This is a genomic window from Mycobacterium sp. 48b (assembly GCF_048282725.1).
Lineage (GTDB): Bacteria > Actinomycetota > Actinomycetes > Mycobacteriales > Mycobacteriaceae > Mycobacterium.
The window spans coordinates 2805530-2824040 of record NZ_JBLVUL010000001.1 but is presented as its reverse complement, the minus strand read 5'-3'; the positions used below and the strand labels follow the sequence as shown (position 1 = coordinate 2824040).

The following is an 18511-nucleotide window of genomic DNA, read 5'->3' as shown; positions in this document are numbered from 1 at the left end:
CTCTTCTCCCTAACCCGACAGGTTGAAGTTTCCGTTGGAGCCGTAGACGGACAGTGACACCAGCAGGGTCACCGAGACCACGACGATCAGCGAGGTACGAACGGCGTTGCCGACCGCGACCCCGACTCCGGATGGCCCGCCAGAGGCGAAATAGCCGAAGTAGGTGTGGATCAGCAGGATGGTGATGGCCATCAGGACGGCCTGCAGGAACGACCACAGCAGGTCGATCGGATTGAGGAACGTCGTGAAGTAGTGGTCGTACAGACCACCGGACTGGCCGAGCAGCACCACGGTGGTGAATTGGGAGGCCAGGAAGGACAGGATCACCGCGATCGCGTACAGCGGGGTGATGGCGATCATCCCGGCCACGATGCGGGTGGACACCAGGTATTCGACGGGGCGGATCGCCATGGCTTCCAGCGCATCGATTTCCTCGTTGATCCGCATCGCGCCGAGCTGGGCGGTGACACCGGCGCCGAAGGTGGCGGCCAGGCCGATACCGGCCACCACGGGCGCGGCGATGCGCACATTGATGAAGGCGGCCAGGAATCCGGTCAGCGCCTCGATGCCGATGTTGCCCAGCGAGGAATAGCCCTGGATGGCGAGCACGCCACCGGTGGCCAGGGTCAGGAACCCGACGATCACCACCGTGCCGCCGATCATGGCCAAGGTGCCTGCACCCATCGAGATCTCGGCGATCAGCCGGACCAGTTCCTTGCGGTAGTGCATGGCCGCGTGCGGGGTGCCGGCCAATGCCTTGAGATAGAACAGCGTGTGATCGCCGATCCGGCTCAGCGTCGACACCGGCTTGTTGAACTGCTTGGTCACCCGTGGATAGGTCGACCGCAGGATCGTCATCGTTCCCATTGCGTCCCCTGCCTCAGTGCGCCGTCATGCGGATACCGATGGCCGTGACGACCACATTGATCACGAACAACGCCATGAACGCGTACACCACCGTCTCGTTGACCGCGTTGCCCACCGCCTTGGCGCCGCCGCCGCTGATGGTGAGTCCGCGGTAGCAGGCCACCAGCCCGGCGATCAGACCGAACAGTGCCGCTTTGACACACGAGATGATCACCTCGGGCACCCCGGTCAGCAGCGTGATCCCGGCCGCGAACGCACCCGGGTTCACATCCTGGATGAACACCGAGAACACGTAGCCGCCCAGGATGCCGATGATCACCACCAGACTGTTGAGCAGCAGCGCCACCAAGCCCGAGGCCAACATCCGCGGGGTCACCAAGCGCTGGATCGGGTTGATGCCCAGCACCTCCATCGCGTCGATCTCTTCACGGATGGTGCGCGATCCCAGATCGGCACACATCGCCGTCGCCCCGGCTCCGGCCACGATCAGCACGGTGACCATCGGGCCGAGCTGGGTCACCGCGCCGAACGCCGCGCCGGCGCCCGACAGGTCCGCCGCACCCAACTCGCGAAGCAGGATGTTCAACGTGAAGCTCACCAGCACGGTGAACGGGATCGCGACCAACAGCGTCGGCGCCATCGACACCCGTGCAACGAACCAGCACTGCTCCAGGAACTCCCGTCCCTGGAATGGCCGCTTGAAGACGAACCGGAAGGCGTCCAGCGACATCGCGAACAACGCCCCGACTGCCTGCATCGGCCCCGAGAGGTTGCGTAGCGAAACTCCGGTCGTCCATTTATCCGCCATGAGCGCTCCTGTCCCGGCTGGTGGCTGCCGACACCGCGGTCGGTGCGCCGATGTTAGGTGCTTGACCGTGCCGGCGCTCGAACAGCTCTGGTACGTACTGTGCGGCCTGCCGCCCCTGCTGGGTCATGCCGCAACCTCGGACCCGGCGCGTGCCAACCGGCCGGCCGGGAGGCAGAACTTGACTGAATCCAATTGGGGTGCAAGGCCTTTCATTTGCGCGGCGTCCCGCGAGCCGTTCGGCTCGACCGTGACCGGCAAATACGGAGTGCGCTCGGACATCTGACGCACCTCCTGCTTCCTGCGGATCTTGCTGATTTCACCGGACCTACCGGTGAAGCCGGACAGACTCGTCCCCATGACCGCCCCCCGACCGCCTGATGCTATCCGACAGGCGATCTGTCGCGAGGGCAAATAACGTAGAACTTGCTCCGGTAGTTGACAATTGGGGCGGGATTCGACGAGCGGTCGCACCGCGCAGCCGAATTTGTCGTGGGCGGCGATGGCGGCCGCCGACGACAGACGGATGGCGCTGATGACGATCAAAGGCATTGCGACGGCTGCCTAGGTGACAGCGCCGGCGGTCTTGAGTTCGATGATGCGATCCCAGTCCAGGCCGAGTTCGCCCAGGATGTCGTCGGTCTGCTCGGCGAAACCCGGTGCCGGACCAGTGCTCGGCGCCGTGACGTCGAACTGCACCGGGTTGGCCACCAACTCGAGCTCGCCGGCCTGAACCAGGTACTCGTTGGCCCGGATCTGAGCATCCTGTGCGGCCTGCAGGGTGTCCTGCACCGGGGCCCACGGACCGGCCAGCGTGGCGAATCGCTCGCTCCACTCTGGCAAAGTCCGCTTCTTCATCGCCTCGGTGAGGATCTCGACCGCGTCGGGTGTGTTCTCGGCGAACGATTCGGCAGTGGCGAATCTCGGGTCGTCGATGTAGTCCTCGAGATCCATGTGCCGGCAGACGTCGGCCCAGAACTTGGTCGGCTGCATCATCACGAACGAGATGTAGCGGTCGTCCGCAGTGCCGTACAACCCGACGAGCGGGTTGATCGGTGACCCGTGCACTCCGGGTGGTGGCGTCACCATCAGTTGGTTCAGGTGCTGGGTGAGCGCCACGGTGTGGCCCATCGACCACAGGCCGCTGCCCAGCAGTGAGACGTCCACGATCGAGGGCTCGCCGGTGCGCTCCCGCTTGAACAACGCCGCGGTGATGCCGCCGGCCAGGTTGGTGCCCGAGATGGTGTCTCCATAGGCGGGCCCGGGCGGCGCGATCATTCCCTCCATTCCCGCAGGCGTGATCGTCGCTGCGGTACCGGCCCGGCACCAGAACGCGGTCATGTCGTAGCCACCCTTGACCGACTCCTCGCCTCGGGGGCCGAGAGCGCTGCCCCGGGCGTAGATGATCTTCGGGTTCACCGCACGGATGTCGTCGACGTCGATGCCGAACTTCTGCCGGTGTCCCGGCAGGAAGCTGGTGAGGAACACGTCGGCCTTCTTCGCCAGCTCGAGCAGGACCTCGCGTCCTTCAGGGACCGACATGTCCAGCCCGATGCTGCGCTTGCCGCGGTTGGCGTGCTCGATGTTCGGGTTGGGATCACCCTCGACGCGCAGCGGCCCGGTCTGACGCAGACCACGCTGCGGGTCGCCCGTGACGGCGTGCTCGACCTTGATGACGTCGGCGCCCCACTCCCCCAGGACGGCTCCGGCGGAGGGGACGAAGCCGTACATCGCGACCTCGAGGACGCGGACTCCTTGCAACGGGCCGGTCATGAGACGACTCGCGCGAACGTCTTGGACTCCATGAACTCCTCCAGCCCCGCGGTGCCCATCTCCCGGCCGATGCCCGACTGCTTGTATCCGCCGAACGGACTGTCGGGACTGAAGTAGTTGCCGCCGTTGATCGAGAAGGTGCCGGTCCGGATCCGCCGGGCCACGGCCAGTGCGCGGTCCTCGCTGCCGAACACCGCGCCGGACAGCCCATAGATCGAGTTGTTGGCGATCCGTACCGCGTCGTCGTCGTCTTCGTAGGCGATGACGGCCAGCACCGGTCCGAAGACCTCTTCCTGGGCGATCTCGCTGTCGGGGTCGACATCCGCCAGCAGCGTCGGCGTGTAGAAGTAGCCGGGGTCGACCTTCTCGCCACCGGTGACCAGGGTCGCCCCTGCTTCGACGGCGCGTTTGACCATGCCGTCGACCTTGTCGCGCTGCTTCTCACTGATCAGCGGCCCCATGTACGTCTTGGGGTCGGTCGGGTCGCCGTAGCGCACCAGGCCGAAGTTGTTCTTGATCAGCTCGACGATCTCGTCCTTGTGCTTCGCGGGTACCAGCAGGCGCGAGGTCAGCGCACAGCCCTGACCGGCGTGGGTGACCATACTGAACGCCGAGAACAGCGCGGCGGTGTTGAAGTCGGCATCGTCGAGGACGATCGCGGCCGACTTGCCGCCGAGTTCCAGGAACACCTTCTTCAAGGTCTCACTGGCCGCGGCCATGATGCGCCGCCCGGTCGGCGTGGAACCGGTGAAGGTGACCATGTCGACATCGGGGCTCGTGGTGAGCACGGCACCCACCTCAGGGTCGGCCCCCGACAGCACGTTGACGACGCCTGCCGGAATGTCGGTGTGGTTGGCGATCAGCTCGCCGAGCGCCAGCGTGACCAACGGAGTGTCCGGCGCGGACTTGAGCACGACGGTGCAGCCGGCGGCCAGGGCCGGAGCGAGCTTGGCCAGGGCCAGCTGGTTCGGATAGTTGTAGGCGATGATCGCGGCCACCACGCCGCCTGCTTCCTTCTCCACCCACCGGTGATGCTGCATGCCGCGGCTCTCGATGTTTCCGAGATCTTCGGTCAGCGGGTAGGTCTTGAGCAGCTCGGCGTAGTACCGCACGATGTCGATCGGACCGTCCAGCTGCGCACCGGCGCACAGCGCCGCGGTGGCACCCACCTCGGTGGTGGTCAGCGCGGCCAGCTCGTCACGATGCCCGATCAGGGCCCGGTGCAGTTGCTCCAGGCAATGGATCCGCAGTTCCGTGTTGGTGGACCAGTCGGTGTTGTCGAACGCCTGCCTGGCCGCAGCGACGGCCGCTTCGGCATCGGCGACCGTGGCGTCGGGCGCGAAGCCGAACACCTCGCCGGTAGCTGGATTGACGGAAGGAAACGTCCGCGGCGTCTCGCGCAGCTCTCCGCCGATCAACAACTTCCGGTCAGCCCGCTGTTCTTGCGCGATGGTCGGCGCTTCCTGCTGCATCATCCTCCTCAGGCGATTCCCTACTGTGATGGAAACTGCATTCTCATCACCGGCGAATCATACATTCGCTCGATGAGAACTCAAGTGAAAGCTAGATCAGCTAGTCATGCCCTATTCGCTGCGAATCCGCCATCGGTGCAGGCGGTGCGCGGGTTGGGCTCAGATCTTGCGGTGTATGCCGATCCGAGAGTACGGTTCTCATAATCGGAAGGATGATTCTTGACCCTTGAGAAAGCCCGGCTTCGCCCGGCGGCCGGAGAACTGTCATGAAAAATGCCGTTGTCACCGGAGGAGGTTCAGGCATCGGAGCGGCCATCGCCGCCCGATTGCGCGCCGACGGCCTCAACGTCGCGGTCCTCGACCTGCAGCCGTCGGATGACGAGTTCGCCCATGTGGCGGACGTGACCGACCGCGCCGCGGTCGACACCGCACTCAATGCCGTCCGCGCCCAACTCGGCCCGATCTCGGTGCTGGTCAACGCTGCCGGCGTCGACTGCTTCAAGCGCTTCACCGATGTCTCGTTCGAGAAGTGGCAGCAGATCATCGACGTCAACCTCAACGGCGTATTCCATTGCGTGCAGGCGGTACTGCCGGACATGCTCGAGGCGGGCTGGGGCCGCATCGTCAACATCTCGTCCTCGAGCACGCATTCGGGGCAGCCCTTCATGTCCCCCTATGTCGCGGCGAAGTCCGCGGTGAACGGCCTGACCAAGAGCCTGGCGCTGGAACTCGGCCCCAACGGCATCACGGTCAATGCAGTGCCGCCGGGCTTCATCGACACCCCGATGCTGCGGAAGGCCGAAGGCAAGGGCTTCCTGGGTGACACCGACCGACAGATCGAGCAGACCCCCGTGCGGCGGATGGGCAAGCCCGAAGACATCGCCGCCGCCTGTGCCTTCTTCGTCTCCGATGAGGCGAGCTACATCACCGGCCAGATCCTCGGCGTCAACGGCGGCCGTAACACCTGAGGCGCCCCGGCGCACCCGAAACATCATCAGCGAAAGGACAAATGCAGTGGGACGTGTAGAGGGCAAGGTCGCATTCATCACCGGCGCGGCACGTGGCCAGGGTCGGGCTCATGCGATCCGATTGGCCGAAGAGGGCGCCGACATCATCGCGGTCGACATCTGTAAGGACTACGACACCGTCGGTTACCCGATGGCGACGGCAGAAGACCTCGAGGAGACCAAGAACTTCGTCGAGAAGACCGGCCGGCGCATCGTCACCGCGCAGGCCGATGTGCGCGTCGAAAGCCAGCTGAAAGACGCACTCGACGCCGGCCTGGCCGAGTTCGGCAAGGTCGACATCGTCGTGGCCCAGGCCGGCATCGCCGCGATGAAGGGCCAGCCCGCGATGCAGGCCTGGACCGACGGCATCAACACGAACTTCGTCGGCACCATCAACGCCATCCAGGTCGCGCTGCCGCACCTCAAGGAGGGCGCTTCGATCATCGCGACCGCATCGGCCGCCGCGCTGATGGACGCCCACAACAAGCCCAACCCGGGCGCCGATCCGGGCGGCATGGGCTACATGATCTCGAAGCGGCTGATCTCCGAGTACGTGCACGCCCTGGCCACCGAGCTGGCGGTGCGCGGCATTCGCGCCAACGTCATCCACCCCACCAACTGCAACACCAACATGCTGCAGAGCGAGCCGATGTACCGCTCGTTCCGGCCGGACCTGGAGAACCCCACCCGCGCCGACGCCGAACCGGTGTTCGGTGTGCAGCAGGCGATGAAGGTCAACTTCATCGAGCCCGAAGACATCAGCAATGCGGTGCTGTGGCTGGCTTCCGAGGAGTCCCGTTTCGTCACCGGCATGCAGCTGCGCGTCGATGCCGGCGGCTATCTCAAGTGGTACGACTACCACGTGTGATGCGGTACCCATTGATTCGAGAGGAGTTGTCGTAGTGAAGGTTTCGGTCGATGCCAGTCGCTGCCAGGGGCACACCCTGTGCTCGATGATCGCGCCCGACTCGTTCGTCCTCGACGACGTCGACGGTCACGCGTCACCAGTTTCCGACGTGGTACCCGCGGATCAGGAAGACGCGGTCCGCGAGGCCGCGCACTCCTGCCCTGAGCAAGCCATCGTCATCGAAGATTGACGCAGACCGAAAGGCCAAGGGAGACAACGCCGTGAGTATCGACGATGTCACGACCGACGACGACCGTAAGAAGAACAACTACCACTTCGACCGGCACACCCCGGAGTATCGCGAGCAGTTCCAGAAGATAACCGAGGAGATGCAGTCCCGCTGCCCGATGGCGTGGACTGACGCCTACAACGGTCACTGGGTCGCTGCCGACAGCAAGCACGTGTTCGAGCTGGCCCGCTGCCCGGTGGTGTCCAACCACCACGACATCAGCGGCGAAACGCCCTACCAGGGCATCACCATTCCCAAGGCCAGCCGCGCCACCGTGGTGCGCGGCGGCATCCTGGAGATGGACGAGCCGGAGCACAGCGCCTATCGCGGCGCGCTGAACCCGTACCTGTCGCCGGCCGCTATCAAACGGTGGGAACCGTTCGTCGACGAAATCACCCGGGCTGCCCTCGATGAGCACATCGAGTCCGGCCGCATAGATTTCGTCGAGCATCTGGCCAACGTCGTTCCCGCCGTGTTCACCCTGGCCATGATGGGTATCGAACTCAAGAAGTGGAACGTCTACAGCGAGCCGACCCACGCCTCGGTGTACACCCCCGAGCACTCCCCCGATCGCGAGAAGATCAACGAGCAACACCGCGAGATGGGCATCGACATCATCAACAACATGATGGAGATCCGGGAGAATCCGCGGCCCGGGCTGGTGAACGCGATGCTGCAGTTGCGGATCGACGGTGAGCCGGCCCCCGACATGGAGATCCTCGGCAACCTCGGTCTCGTCATCGGCGGGGGTTTCGACACCACCACGGCGCTGACCGCCCATGCGCTGGAGTGGCTCGGAGAGCATCCGGACGAGCGCGAACGGCTGTCCCGTGAACGCGACACCCTGCTGCATCCCGCCACCGAGGAGTTCCTGCGGTTCTTCACCCCGGCACCTGGTGACGGCCGGACGTTCTCCGAAGACGTCGAGGTCGAGGGCCAGCAGTTCAAGCAGTACGAGCGGCTGTGGCTGTCGTGGGCGATGGCCAACCGCGATCCGTCGGTGTTCGACCAGCCCAACGAGGTCATCCTGGATCGCAAGGGCAACCGGCATTTCAGCTTCGGCATCGGTGTGCACCGTTGCGTCGGTTCGAATGTGGCCCGCACGGTGTTCAAGTCGATGCTCACCGCCGTGCTCGATCGGATGCCGGACTATGTCTGCGACCCCGAGGGCGCAGTCCACTACGACACCATCGGCGTCATCCAGGGCATGCGCAACCTTCCGGCCACGTTCACGCCGAGCAAGCCGCTGGGCCCGGGCCTGGACGAGACGCTGGAGAAACTGCAGCGTATCTGTGTCGAACAGGAACTCGCCCGGCCGATCACCGAGCGCAAGGAGCGCGCCGTCATCGACTGAGACCGGTTTTGCGAGGACGCCTTGTACGTCTGCTGCCTGTTAACCTCGAATGAGGTCGGGTCCGGCAAACGTGCAAGGCGTCGCCCTTTTCTGGCGATCAACATGGGGGTTCCAACAGGTGATCAAGACTTCTTTCAAGTACATCGCGACCGCTCTCGGCGGGCTGGCGCTGTCGGTTCCGCTGTCAATGCTGTCAGCGGGGCCGGCATCCGCCCAACCCGACTTCAGCGGTGTCGTCAACACGACATGTAGCTACGAGCAGGTGATGGCTGCGCTCAACGCTCAGCGTCCCGACCTGGCTCAGCAGTTCAACGCATCCCCGTTCGCCCAGGGTGCGTTGCGCAACTTCCTGGCCTCCGGCCCTGCCGAGCGTCAGCAGACGGTGGCCCAGCTGCAGGCCAGCCCGGCCGCTCAGGAGTACTTCGGGCCGATCAACTCGATCGCGGGCAGCTGCAACAGGTACTGATCTCTCCCACGCATTTCTCTGCCGCATTGCTTTCTGCCGCATTGTCACGCTGGAGTGGCCCTGGACCCCGGGTGCCACTCCAGCGTGACATTCGCGCGCGGGACCGACGCGGGCCGGCTATCTCGGCTGATTCTCCACGCCGGGGAACAATTGCTCGGTCGGCCCCACGGTCACCCACCCACCCAATTTGGTGACCAGGTGCGGCGCGAAGACCGACGCGTAAACCGCGTGGCCCACTACGATGACCGCGACGACCGACAGCACCGCTGACTGCAGCCGCGTCTTGGAGATCTTGTCGGCCCACATCTCGATGACGTTGCGGCCCTCGGAGTCGGTTCGGCCCAGCAGGTAGGTGAACACCATCATCTGCACGCCCATCGCGATGGCGTCGTAGATCGGGTACTGGTGTTTGGTCCCCTCCCACAGGCCCAGTCCCTCGATCACGTAGCCGTAGTAGAAAAGGCCGAGCCGCGCGCCGATGATCGCGTTGAAGAACAGGGCCCAGCAGAACCCGACCGCGAAACCCACCAGCAACAGCGTCTGCGGTCGCCGCAAGCTCCACTTCCCCGCCGCCCAGCGCCCCAAAGCGGCGCCGATGATCGCCGGCAGTACGAAGTAACCCATGTAGCCGACGGGCACCGCAGACGGAAGCCCGCCCCAGGTCATGTTGAGCGGCCACCACGACGGCATCCTCGGCAGCGCGGGTGGGAACTGTGCGTACATCGCCCAGTCGTAGGGCGCTTCGATCCAGGAGAACGAGAGCGCCGAGATGCACAACAGCAGCAATGGGTGCAGCCGGCCGCGGCGCACGCTCAGGTAGATGCCCACGCCGAGAAAGCCCAGACCCGTGATGTAGGCGAAGGCCACACCGGCATTGATCAGGAACTGCACGTTCACGCCTCGGCCTCCGGCCCCGATGTGGGCTGCGCTTCGCCAGGTGCGCGACGCGCCTCCGGATCGAAGTAGAGCACCAATCCCACGATCAACACGAACAAGCCAAACAGGGTGCCCAACATGATGATTGCGCCCACTGCCACCTCCTGCGGAGACAAGTTTCAAGACTTTTAATAGTGGACACTATTAAAAGTGGTTGGTCAAGGTCGCCTAGGCTGAAAGCCGACACAGCCGGGTGGAGAGTCAGGAGATCGGCGATGCCGCAGGGACGTTCGCGGGCGACCACGCGCCGGCCCCGTGGTGAGGCCCGCAGACTGTTGCTCGACGCGGCGCGTGAGCTGTTCTCCCGCCAGGGTTATCGCAGCACCACCACCCGCGAGATCGCCCAGGCCGCCGATGTCAGTGAATACCTGTTGTTTCGGCACTTCGGCTCCAAGGCCGCGTTGTTCCGGGAAGCCATGGTGCTGCCCTTCACCGACTTCGTCGACGACTTCGGAAAGACCTGGCAGACCGTCGTGCCCGAGGAGACCGACGAGGAAGAGCTGGCCCGGCAGTTCGCCGGGCGGCTCTACGATGTCCTTTTGCAGCACAAAGGGCTGCTCTTGACCCTCGTCGCGTCGGACGGTCTGAGCGACGAAGACATCGACAACACCGGCATCGCCGATATCAGACGAGCGCTCGGCCTGCTCGGCCAAATCAGCACGGAGGGCGTGCAACTGCGCGGATTTCGATCGACGCAGCCCGACCTGCGGGCCCACTCCGCTGTGGCGTTGATCGTCGGCATGGTGGCGTTGCGGTCGACCTTTTTCGATGATGTGCCTCCCTCGCGGGAGGCCATCGTCGAAGAACTCGTGCAGGCACTCCTCCACGGCTTCCTGCACCGGGCCGATGAGGTCTACTGAGGCCCGTTGGGCCACTTGAGCAGTGAACCCGCATCCACGCGGATGTGCTGGCCGGTGATGTACCGGCTGTCGTCGCTGGCGAGGAACACCCCGAGATTGGCCATGTCCTCCGGTTCGATGTACGGAATCGGCATGGCCTGGAACAGGCTGAACAGCGGCTCGGCATCTTCGCGGGTGGCCGTCTTGCCTGCGGCTTTGAGATCGGGGCGGAACACCCCGTACATGCCCTCGTTCTGCAGCAAGTGGGTGTTGCAGTTGGTCGGATGGATCGCGTTGACCCGAATCATCCTCGACGCCAGGTGAAGACACATCTCGTTGACGTACTCGATCACGATCCGTTTGCTCCACCCGTAGCCGGCTCCACCCGGGCCCATGTCGGGGCTGGTGGTGGTACCGCGGATCATGCCGGCGGTCGATCCGGTGACGATGATCGACGCCCCGTCGGGCAGATGCGGTATCGCCACCGCGACGGTGTTCATCACCCCCAGCAGGTCCACGTCGGAGGCATCGACGAAACCCATCGGATCGGGATTGCCCATCGCCATCGGAAGGATGCCCGCATTGGCGACCACGATGTCGACCTTGTCGAGGTCGGCCATCCCGGCCTCGATCGCGTCGCGCAGCTCATGGCGCTCGCGGACATCGGCGACCCGAGCGACGATGCGCCGGCCGAGTTCTTTGATCGCCCTTTCGGTTTCCGCCAGATCGTCGGCAGTGGCCAACGGATAGGGATTGGACGGGATGTCACGGCAGATGTCGACCGCGATGATGTCGGCGCCTTCTCGGGCCATCGCGATCGCATGTGCGCGGCCCTGCCCACGGGCGGCTCCGGTGATGAAAGCGACCTTGCCGTCGAGCTTTCCGGTCATGTGTGCTCCTACCAGGTGATGGCCGGTCAGGCGGCCGGTTTGAATTCGATGTGCAACTCACTGAGCCCGCGCATGATGAACGTCGGCTCGTAGGTGTACCGACGGTTCTCGGCGGGCCCGTGATGCTCGGTGGAGATGGTGATATCGGACATCCGGTCCAAGATCCGGTTCAACGAGATCCGGCCTTCCGCGCGCGCCAGTGGCGCGCCGGGGCAGGAGTGCACTCCCCGGATGAACGCGATCTGTTCGCGCACATTCGCACGATCCGGGTGGAACGCGTTGGGGTCGGGGAACTTACGTTCGTCACGGTTGCATGCCCCCGGCAGCACCATCACGGTGGTCCCGGCGGGCACCTCGACGTCACCGATGCTGGTGGTCTTGCTGGCCATCCGGAAGTGCGATTTGACCGGGCTCTCCATCCGCAACGTCTCTTCGAGGAACGACGGAATCCTGCCTCGGTCGTCTCGCAGCATCGTCTCGAATCCCGGGTTGTCCGCGATGAACCGGACGGCCGAGCTGACCAGCTTCGTCGTGGTCTCCGTACCCGCCGCGAACAGGAACGTCGACAGGTTCATGACATCCTCGATGTCAGGCGTCGATCCGTCCTCGTACTTGGCCAGCGCCAGCCCGGTCAGCACGTCCTCGCGCGGTGCGCGCCTGCGGTCCTCGATGTAGGCGTAGAACTTGTCGTTGAGCCACTGCAAGGGGTTGTGCGTTGTCGGCGCCTCCTTACCGAGCTCACCGACGGTCTCCAGCGCAAACGCCGCCTTGAACTCCTCGTGGTCCTCGCCCGGCACGCCCAGGAGATCGGCGATGACCAGCAGCGAGAACGGTTTGGCGTAATCGGCCAGGAACTCCGCCGATCCGCGGTCGACGAACGTGTCGAGTTGCTGATCGGCCAGCCGCCACATGAAGTCCTCGTTCTCCTTGAGGCGCTTCGGAGTGATCAGCTTGTTCATCAGCCCGCGCGTCCGGGTGTGCAGCGGAGGATCCTGCGAGGTGATGTGCTCGCCCATCGGTACCGCGAGCCGGTACTCCTCGATCAGCTCCGAGACGTCGTCGCTCTCCCCCGGCCCGAAGGGCAGCCCGGAGAACGGGCCCGCCACCGAAACGCACGACGAGAATGCCGGATCCTTGTAGACGGCCAGCGCCTCGTCATAGCCGGTCACGGCCAACACGTTGAACGGAGTGGCGTGGGCGACAGGGCACTTCGACCGCAAGTGGTCGAAATAGGGATACGGGTCGGGTACCAGTGACGCGTCGGTGAAGAAGTCTACTTCCTCGAAGTCCGAACGGCTTTGGGTCATTGTTTCGCCTCCTGTACGGGTCGGCTCGAAACCACTTCCGAGACCTGCCCGGTGCTGAGATCCATGATCGTGCTGAGGTTTTCGGCGATGTCCTCGGCGGCCAACGAGGTCTGGTTGATGCCCAGCGAGGCCACCACGGCGATCCTGGCGACTCCGCCGAGTCCGACCCGCAGGATCTCCCCGGACAGCAGGCAGGACTCGTGTGCCAGGAATGCCGCAGCGGGTGCGCACAGGTCAGGCGGCATGGCGGCGTTGATCTGGTCCATGAGTTCTGTCGAGATGCCGTGGTTGGCGGCGATCTTGTCGGATTGCGCCGCCGACATCCTGGTGAACGCGCGCGGCGCGATCGCATTGACGAGGATTCCGTGTGCCAGGCCCTCGCCGGCGAGGGTGCGGGTCAACCCGAAGACCGCGCCCTTGGCTCCGCCGTAGCTGGTGTGTTCGGGTATCCCGCCCAGCATGGCTTCGGACACGGTGTTGACGACGCGGCCATAGCCGGCCCCCACCAGATGCGGCCAGGCAGCCCTGGTCACGAAAAGCGTTCCGAAGTAATGAACGTCGAGCATCGAGCGGAACTGATCGGTGCCGAGGTCGAGGAGCGCGCCCGCGACGTGGATACCCGCGTTGTTGATCACAACGTCGAGGCGCCCGTAGGTCTGCAGGGCGGTGTCGACGATCGTGGCGGCTCCGGCCTCGTCGGCCACCGACGCGAAGCAGGGCACCGCCTCACCGCCTGCCGCCTTGATCTCCGCAACCACCTCGGTGGCCGGTCCTGCCGAAGCGCCGTCACCGTCGATGCCCACGCCGTAGTCGGCGACGACGACCCGCGCGCCCTTCGAGGCCAGCAACAGTGCGTGACTACGGCCGACACCCCTGCCCCCGCCTGTCACGATCGCCACCCGGTCGTCGTAACGGAGTTCGGTCATCGGGCGGCCACATCGAAGAGAACCGGCAGCGACGTCGGCGACCGGAACACCTGACCCCGGATGTGCGGGTCGTCCCCGTCCGGGTCCAGCCGCAGGTTGGGCAGCCGGTCCAGCAGAAGATTGATGGCAGTCCGCATTTCGAGCCGCGCCAGATGCATGCCCAGACACACGTGCACACCGTGGCCCCAGCCGAGATTGCCCTTGGAGGTGCGGAAGATGTCGAACTCGTCCGGGTCGGTCCACCGGCCTTCCTGCCGATTGGCAGAACCCAGCATCGGCATCACCGAACAACCTTCCGGAATGTGAACTCCGCCCAACTCGGTGTCGCAGGTCGTGGTGCGCGTGATGGTCAGCAGTGGCGGGTTCCAGCGCACCGCTTCTTCGATGGCCTGCGGCAGCAACGACCGGTCAGCTCGGACTGCATCCAGCTGCGTTGTGTCCGAGAGCAACCCGAACAGCAGGTTGCCCAACGACCGATAGGTGGTCTCCACGCCGGCGGGCAGCAGCAGGCGGAGGAATGAGAAGATCTCTTCGTCGGTGAGCTTCTCTCCGTCGATCTCGGCCTCGGCGAGCAGGCTGATCATGTCGTCCTTCGGCTCGGCGCGACGGGCCTGCAGGATCGGGGCGAAGTACTCGCACAGCGCGGCCGACGCCGCCAGACCGCGCTCCGGGTTCATGATCCAACTGAGCAGTGAGATGGACCACCGCTGGAATTGCGGGTAGTCCTCTTCCGGCAGTCCCAACAGGCCCGCGATGATGCGGCTCGGGTAGTCGAACGTGAATTCCTTGACCAGGTCGACCTTGCCCGTCGATGCGAATTTGTCGATGAGCTCGTTGGCGACGCGACCGACCAGCTCGTCTTCCCAACGTGCGAGGGCCTTCTGCGAGAACGCCTTCGATACCAGTGAACGCAGCCGGCCGTGCACCGGTTCGTCCATACCCAGCATCACACGGTCGCCGAGGACCGGACCGAATGCCGCGATGACACCTGACGACGAGAAGGTCAGGTTGTCGCGCAGCATCTGCTGGGCGTCCTCGTAGCGGTACACGATGAAGACGGGCTTGCCCTGCTCCCCCGGCATCGCGGACATGTCGATGCGCTGGATCGGTTCCTCACGGCGAAGCCTGGCGAGCTCCGGGAACGGATCCCGGACGTCTCCCGAAACCGCGTCGTCGAACGATCCGAAGTCCTCGAGGTCGTCAAAAAGCTGTTCCACAGAAGTTCTCCTCTATATCGCCGGGTAGGCGACGGACTTGATCTCGGTGTACTGCTCGAATCCGGCCATGCCGTTCTGGCGCCCGACGCCGCTGTTCTTGTAGCCGCCGAACGGTGTATCCGCGCCATAACCCGCGGTGCCGTTGAGCCCGATGAACCCGGCGCGCAGCCGGCGGGCGACGGCGAGCGACCGATCGAGCGAACTCGACATGACATTGCCTGCGAGCCCGTACGGGCTGTCGTTGGCGATCCGGATGGCGTCCTCTTCGTCCTCGTAGGAAATGACGACGAGAACCGGTCCGAAGATCTCTTCCTGGGCGATCGTCATCGAGTTGTCCACATCGGTGAAAAGAGTTGGGCTGACCCAGAAACCCTTGTCGAACTGGCTGGGCGCTTCGGTGCTGCCGACGAGCATGGTGGCGCCTTCGTCGACGCCTTTCCTGATGTAGCCCAGGATGCGCGACTGCTGTTTGGCCGAAATGACCGGGCCGCAGAGGGTTCCGGGGTCCTGCGGGTCACCGGGGCTGATGTTCTCGTAGATGGTCTTCAGGATCGCGACGCCCTCGTCGTAACGGGAGCGAGGCAGCAGCATCCGGGTGGGAGCGGCGCAGCCCTGCCCGGCGTGCAGCAACGGGCCGATACCGATCAGGCAGGCGGTGTTGAAATCCGCGTCTTCCAAGACAATCGTCGCCGACTTGCCGCCGAGTTCGAGGAAGAGCCTCTTCATCGTCGCGGCGCCTTTTTCCATGATCCGCTTGCCCACGGCTGTAGATCCGGTGAACGAGATCATGTCGACCTTGGGCGACAGGGTCAGTTCTTCGCCGACCAGGTGGTCCGATGCCGTAACGACATTCACCACACCCGCGGGGATATCGGTGTTCTCGGCGATGAGCCGGCCCAGCCGCGTGGCGTTGAAGGGTGTGTCCGGCGCCGGCTTGAGGACCACCGTGTTGCCGGTTGCCAGCGCCTGGCCCAGCTTGTTGATGGCCACCTCGAACGGAAAGTTCCACGGCACGATGGCACCGACCACCCCGACCGGTTCATGCCACACCCTGCGCGTGGTGTTCACCCCGGTGACCGACACCACGGTGTCGCCGAGATCGGTTTCCCACGGGAAGGTTTCGATGAGCCTGGCCGGGTACTTAAGCCCGTCGGCGAGTGGGGCGTCGAGTTGTGGTCCGTGCGTCACCGCACGCGGGGCGCCGACCTCGCGGATGAGCTCCTCGCGCAACTCCTCTACTTCGCGTTCGATCGCCTCGTGCAGTTGTTCGAGGCACCGCTTGCGGAGTTGGTGGTTGGTCGACCAGTCGGTCTCGTCGAACGACCGGCGGGCCGCGTCGATGGCCCGGCTCATGTCGGCCCTCGAGGCATCCGAGACCTCTCCGAGCACCTCTTCATTCGCCGGGTTGACATTGGTGAACGTGCCGGCCTCGCCGTCGATCAGCTTGCCGTCGATCAGCATCCTCGATTCGAAGCTCACCCTCGCCCCCTCAACCATGACGTGCACCTTCCCCTCGGAGTGCGCCGAACCGCGGGATGCCCATCATCAGCCGGGTCATCTGGTGCAATCCCGCCGCCGGGATCAAACGATTGGCGATCAACAACATTCGTGCATCGGGCCCGACAGCGGTCCTGACGAACGGCTTCGAGTTGTCCAGCGCTTTTGCCAGGCCTTCGGCGAACTTCTCGGGCGATCTGGCCGCGCGTTTCATCATGGCCCGCCCGCGCTTGTCCATCGTGCGGTGATGGGGAGCATAGGGTCCGTCCAGATCACGGTCGTCAGTCGTTCCCGCGTCGGTGATGATCTCCGTGTCGTAGGTCCCGGTGACCAGGATGGTGACACCGATCCCGAAGGGCGCGACCTCTCCTGCCATCGATTCGCCCCACCGCTCGAGCGCACCTTTGACCGCTGAATACGGCGCGGTTGCCGGCATTCCACGCACACCCGCAGCGCTCGAGATCAGCACGATCCGGCCACGCCCGGCCTTCCGCATGGAGGGCAGAAGTGCCTTGGTGAGCGCCACCGGGCCGAAGATGTTGGTGGCGAACATGCGCTCCCAGAGGTCCGGCGATGTCTCCTCGACCATTCCCGCCGCCGAGATACCGGCGTTGTGCACCAACGCATGTGGTGCACCGACAGCTTCGGTGATGCTCTTGGCCGCGGCCGCGATCGACGCTCCGTCGATGAGGTCGAGCTGGACACCGATCAGCCTGTCGTCGTTCTCGACGGCGCCGACTGCCTCGCGCAGCAGAGGCATCCCCTTCTCCGGAGAGCGCATCGCAGCGACCACGCGCCACCCCTCGCGATAAAGGCGCGTGGCCGATGCGAAGCCGAGCCCCCGGGACGCCCCGGTGATGACGACGCTGCGCGCTTCGGCGCTCTGGGACTCAGCCATGGTTGTCCGCCGAGCACCGATTGCTCGTCGATCCCAGCTCGACGTCGGTATTGCGGGACGGCCCCTGTTGCCAGGTGGACCACTTGCCCACCGAGTACGGTCCCTCCGCTCCGTTCGCCCGGTAATAGCCCTGCGGGTCATAGATCTTGGCCTCGGGATACGGCCACGGGCAGGCGACCGAGGTGGCCAGGCCGCTGGCCTTGATCGCCCAGAACCAGCCGCCGTAGGCGAAGTACGACACGTTGATGATCGCGAACATCACCAGGAACGTGCCGAGTACGGGCTTGGTCGGGAAGAGTCGCGCCTTCGCGGCGAGCTTCTCCGCCACCGACTTTCCGGTGTCGTCCCGGTACACCAGAATTGCCGCCGGGATCATCACGAAGGTCACCGACAATGACTCCCAGATCAACGGGAACTGGAAGGTGCTGCCGGGGAACAACGTGCCGAACGGGATTGCCTGCGAATAGATGTACAGTCCGGTGCGCACCAGGCTGACCTCGAGAATGGCGTCGAAGATGAAGCCGATGACCAAAACCAGTGCGCCCAAACTGATCAGTGGGTGCCGGGTGACGAATGCCTCGGGTCCGTATTTGGCCTGCAGTTTGCGCAGAATCCAGATCCCCGGGAAGTACGGCCCGAAGTAGAACAACACGTAGCCGAAGACGATGAACGGTTCCACCGTCGGCGACATCATGATGAGGTACCAATTCTCCGGCCAGTGCAGCAGCATCGGGTTGTACACCGCATACGGCGACCAGTTCATGATCGGGTCCTGCCAGACGATCAGCGTCGTGCACAGAACCATGAGCAGCACCGGACTTCCGGGGTTCTTCCGCCAGCCGACGATGAACATGACGGTGAACGCCACGACGATGATCACGGCGCCCACCTGGGGAATGATCTGCCAGTGATCGAACGCGGTCAGGAAGCCGACGGGGCGTGGCCGCCCCTCGACGTTCGGGTTGGCCACCCGCGGGTCGACGTCCGTGCGGCCGACCGCGACGAACAGGCCGAGAAAACCGAGCCACGCGAGTAGTGCGATCACCCGGCCCCAGTTCGGCCCCTTGCGTACCGGCCGTTCGGCCCGCGTCTCGGGCGGAACCGATTCCTGCGTCGTCATG

At 64.8% G+C, this 18511-nt stretch carries 20 protein-coding genes; 6 read left to right on the top strand and 14 right to left on the bottom strand.

Going from position 1 to position 18511, the window contains the following annotated elements; genetic code table 11:
• Positions 1 to 9: 9 nt before the first annotated feature.
• From ACNQR1_RS13845 to ACNQR1_RS13825, 5 genes are all read right to left on the bottom strand, one after another.
• Positions 10 to 867 (bottom strand): MlaE family ABC transporter permease, encoded by an 858-nt coding sequence (locus tag ACNQR1_RS13845; RefSeq protein ID WP_418046804.1) that lies wholly within the window; start codon positions 865 to 867, stop codon positions 10 to 12.
• 13 nt (positions 868 to 880) lie between these two features.
• Positions 881 to 1675 carry an MlaE family ABC transporter permease gene (locus ACNQR1_RS13840; RefSeq protein WP_418046803.1) on the bottom strand — a complete coding sequence of 265 codons (795 nt, stop codon included), beginning with the start codon at positions 1673 to 1675 and terminating at the stop codon, positions 881 to 883.
• 123 nt (positions 1676 to 1798) lie between these two features.
• Positions 1799 to 2224, bottom strand: coding sequence for a hypothetical protein (locus tag ACNQR1_RS13835; protein WP_418046802.1), 426 nt, complete (start codon positions 2222 to 2224; stop codon positions 1799 to 1801).
• Between the two features lie 12 nt (positions 2225 to 2236).
• Complete coding sequence (locus tag ACNQR1_RS13830; protein ID WP_418046801.1) at positions 2237 to 3445, bottom strand: CaiB/BaiF CoA transferase family protein; 1209 nt, start codon at positions 3443 to 3445, stop codon at positions 2237 to 2239.
• A complete protein-coding gene (locus ACNQR1_RS13825) occupies positions 3442 to 4920 on the bottom strand; it encodes an aldehyde dehydrogenase family protein (RefSeq protein WP_418046800.1) in 1479 nt (492 codons plus the stop codon). The genes ACNQR1_RS13830 and ACNQR1_RS13825 overlap by 4 nt, the downstream gene beginning before the upstream one ends.
• A 263-nt stretch (positions 4921 to 5183) precedes the next feature.
• Between ACNQR1_RS13825 and ACNQR1_RS13820 the strand changes: the two genes are divergently transcribed.
• The 5 genes from ACNQR1_RS13820 to ACNQR1_RS13800 all read left to right on the top strand — a co-directional run bounded on the left by ACNQR1_RS13820 (position 5184) and on the right by ACNQR1_RS13800 (position 8880).
• Complete coding sequence (locus tag ACNQR1_RS13820) at positions 5184 to 5885, top strand: SDR family NAD(P)-dependent oxidoreductase (protein ID WP_418046799.1); 702 nt, start codon at positions 5184 to 5186, stop codon at positions 5883 to 5885.
• Between the two features lie 46 nt (positions 5886 to 5931).
• Positions 5932 to 6792, top strand: a complete 861-nt coding sequence (locus tag ACNQR1_RS13815; RefSeq protein ID WP_418046798.1) for a mycofactocin-coupled SDR family oxidoreductase — start codon at positions 5932 to 5934, stop codon at positions 6790 to 6792.
• A 34-nt stretch (positions 6793 to 6826) separates the two neighbouring features.
• The gene (locus ACNQR1_RS13810) at positions 6827 to 7021 is read left to right on the top strand and encodes a ferredoxin (protein WP_003880083.1); all 195 of its coding nucleotides are present in this window, start codon (positions 6827 to 6829) and stop codon (positions 7019 to 7021) included.
• Positions 7022 to 7052: 31 nt separating this feature from the next.
• Complete coding sequence (locus ACNQR1_RS13805) at positions 7053 to 8414, top strand: cytochrome P450 (RefSeq protein ID WP_418046797.1); 1362 nt, start codon at positions 7053 to 7055, stop codon at positions 8412 to 8414.
• Positions 8415 to 8532: 118 nt separating this feature from the next.
• A complete protein-coding gene (locus ACNQR1_RS13800) occupies positions 8533 to 8880 on the top strand; it encodes a hemophore-related protein (protein ID WP_418046796.1) in 348 nt (115 codons plus the stop codon).
• Between the two features lie 117 nt (positions 8881 to 8997).
• Here ACNQR1_RS13800 and ACNQR1_RS13795 read toward each other — a convergent pair whose 3' ends face one another.
• On the bottom strand, positions 8998 to 9777 hold the full coding sequence (locus ACNQR1_RS13795; protein WP_418046795.1) for a spirocyclase AveC family protein: 780 nt from the start codon (positions 9775 to 9777) through the stop codon (positions 8998 to 9000).
• A complete protein-coding gene (locus tag ACNQR1_RS13790) occupies positions 9774 to 9911 on the bottom strand; it encodes a hypothetical protein (RefSeq protein ID WP_418050634.1) in 138 nt (45 codons plus the stop codon). The genes ACNQR1_RS13795 and ACNQR1_RS13790 overlap by 4 nt, the downstream gene beginning before the upstream one ends.
• 120 nt (positions 9912 to 10031) lie before the next feature.
• On the opposite strand from ACNQR1_RS13790, the gene ACNQR1_RS13785 reads away from it, so the two are divergent.
• On the top strand, positions 10032 to 10676 hold the full coding sequence (locus ACNQR1_RS13785; RefSeq protein ID WP_418046794.1) for a TetR/AcrR family transcriptional regulator: 645 nt from the start codon (positions 10032 to 10034) through the stop codon (positions 10674 to 10676).
• Here ACNQR1_RS13785 and ACNQR1_RS13780 read toward each other — a convergent pair.
• From ACNQR1_RS13780 to ACNQR1_RS13750, 7 genes are read right to left on the bottom strand one after another with little or no spacing between them, the layout of a single operon-like run.
• Complete coding sequence (locus tag ACNQR1_RS13780) at positions 10670 to 11545, bottom strand: mycofactocin-coupled SDR family oxidoreductase (protein ID WP_418046793.1); 876 nt, start codon at positions 11543 to 11545, stop codon at positions 10670 to 10672. The two genes, ACNQR1_RS13785 and ACNQR1_RS13780, sit on opposite strands and share 7 nt — an antisense overlap.
• 26 nt (positions 11546 to 11571) lie before the next feature.
• Entirely contained in the window at positions 11572 to 12852 is a 1281-nt protein-coding gene (locus tag ACNQR1_RS13775) for a cytochrome P450 (protein ID WP_418046792.1), read from the bottom strand.
• Positions 12849 to 13778, bottom strand: coding sequence for an SDR family NAD(P)-dependent oxidoreductase (locus tag ACNQR1_RS13770; RefSeq protein ID WP_418046791.1), 930 nt, complete (start codon positions 13776 to 13778; stop codon positions 12849 to 12851). Before ACNQR1_RS13770 ends, ACNQR1_RS13775 begins: the two co-directional genes overlap by 4 nt.
• A complete protein-coding gene (locus ACNQR1_RS13765; RefSeq protein WP_418046790.1) occupies positions 13775 to 14995 on the bottom strand; it encodes a cytochrome P450 in 1221 nt (406 codons plus the stop codon). Before ACNQR1_RS13765 ends, ACNQR1_RS13770 begins: the two co-directional genes overlap by 4 nt.
• Positions 14996 to 15007: 12 nt before the next feature.
• A complete protein-coding gene (locus ACNQR1_RS13760; RefSeq protein ID WP_418046789.1) occupies positions 15008 to 16492 on the bottom strand; it encodes an aldehyde dehydrogenase family protein in 1485 nt (494 codons plus the stop codon).
• The gene (locus ACNQR1_RS13755; RefSeq protein WP_418046788.1) at positions 16485 to 17390 is read right to left on the bottom strand and encodes an SDR family oxidoreductase; all 906 of its coding nucleotides are present in this window, start codon (positions 17388 to 17390) and stop codon (positions 16485 to 16487) included. Before ACNQR1_RS13755 ends, ACNQR1_RS13760 begins: the two co-directional genes overlap by 8 nt.
• Positions 17383 to 18510 carry a spirocyclase AveC family protein gene (locus ACNQR1_RS13750; protein WP_418046787.1) on the bottom strand — a complete coding sequence of 376 codons (1128 nt, stop codon included), beginning with the start codon at positions 18508 to 18510 and terminating at the stop codon, positions 17383 to 17385. The genes ACNQR1_RS13755 and ACNQR1_RS13750 overlap by 8 nt, the downstream gene beginning before the upstream one ends.
• Between the last annotated feature and the right edge of the window lies 1 nt (position 18511).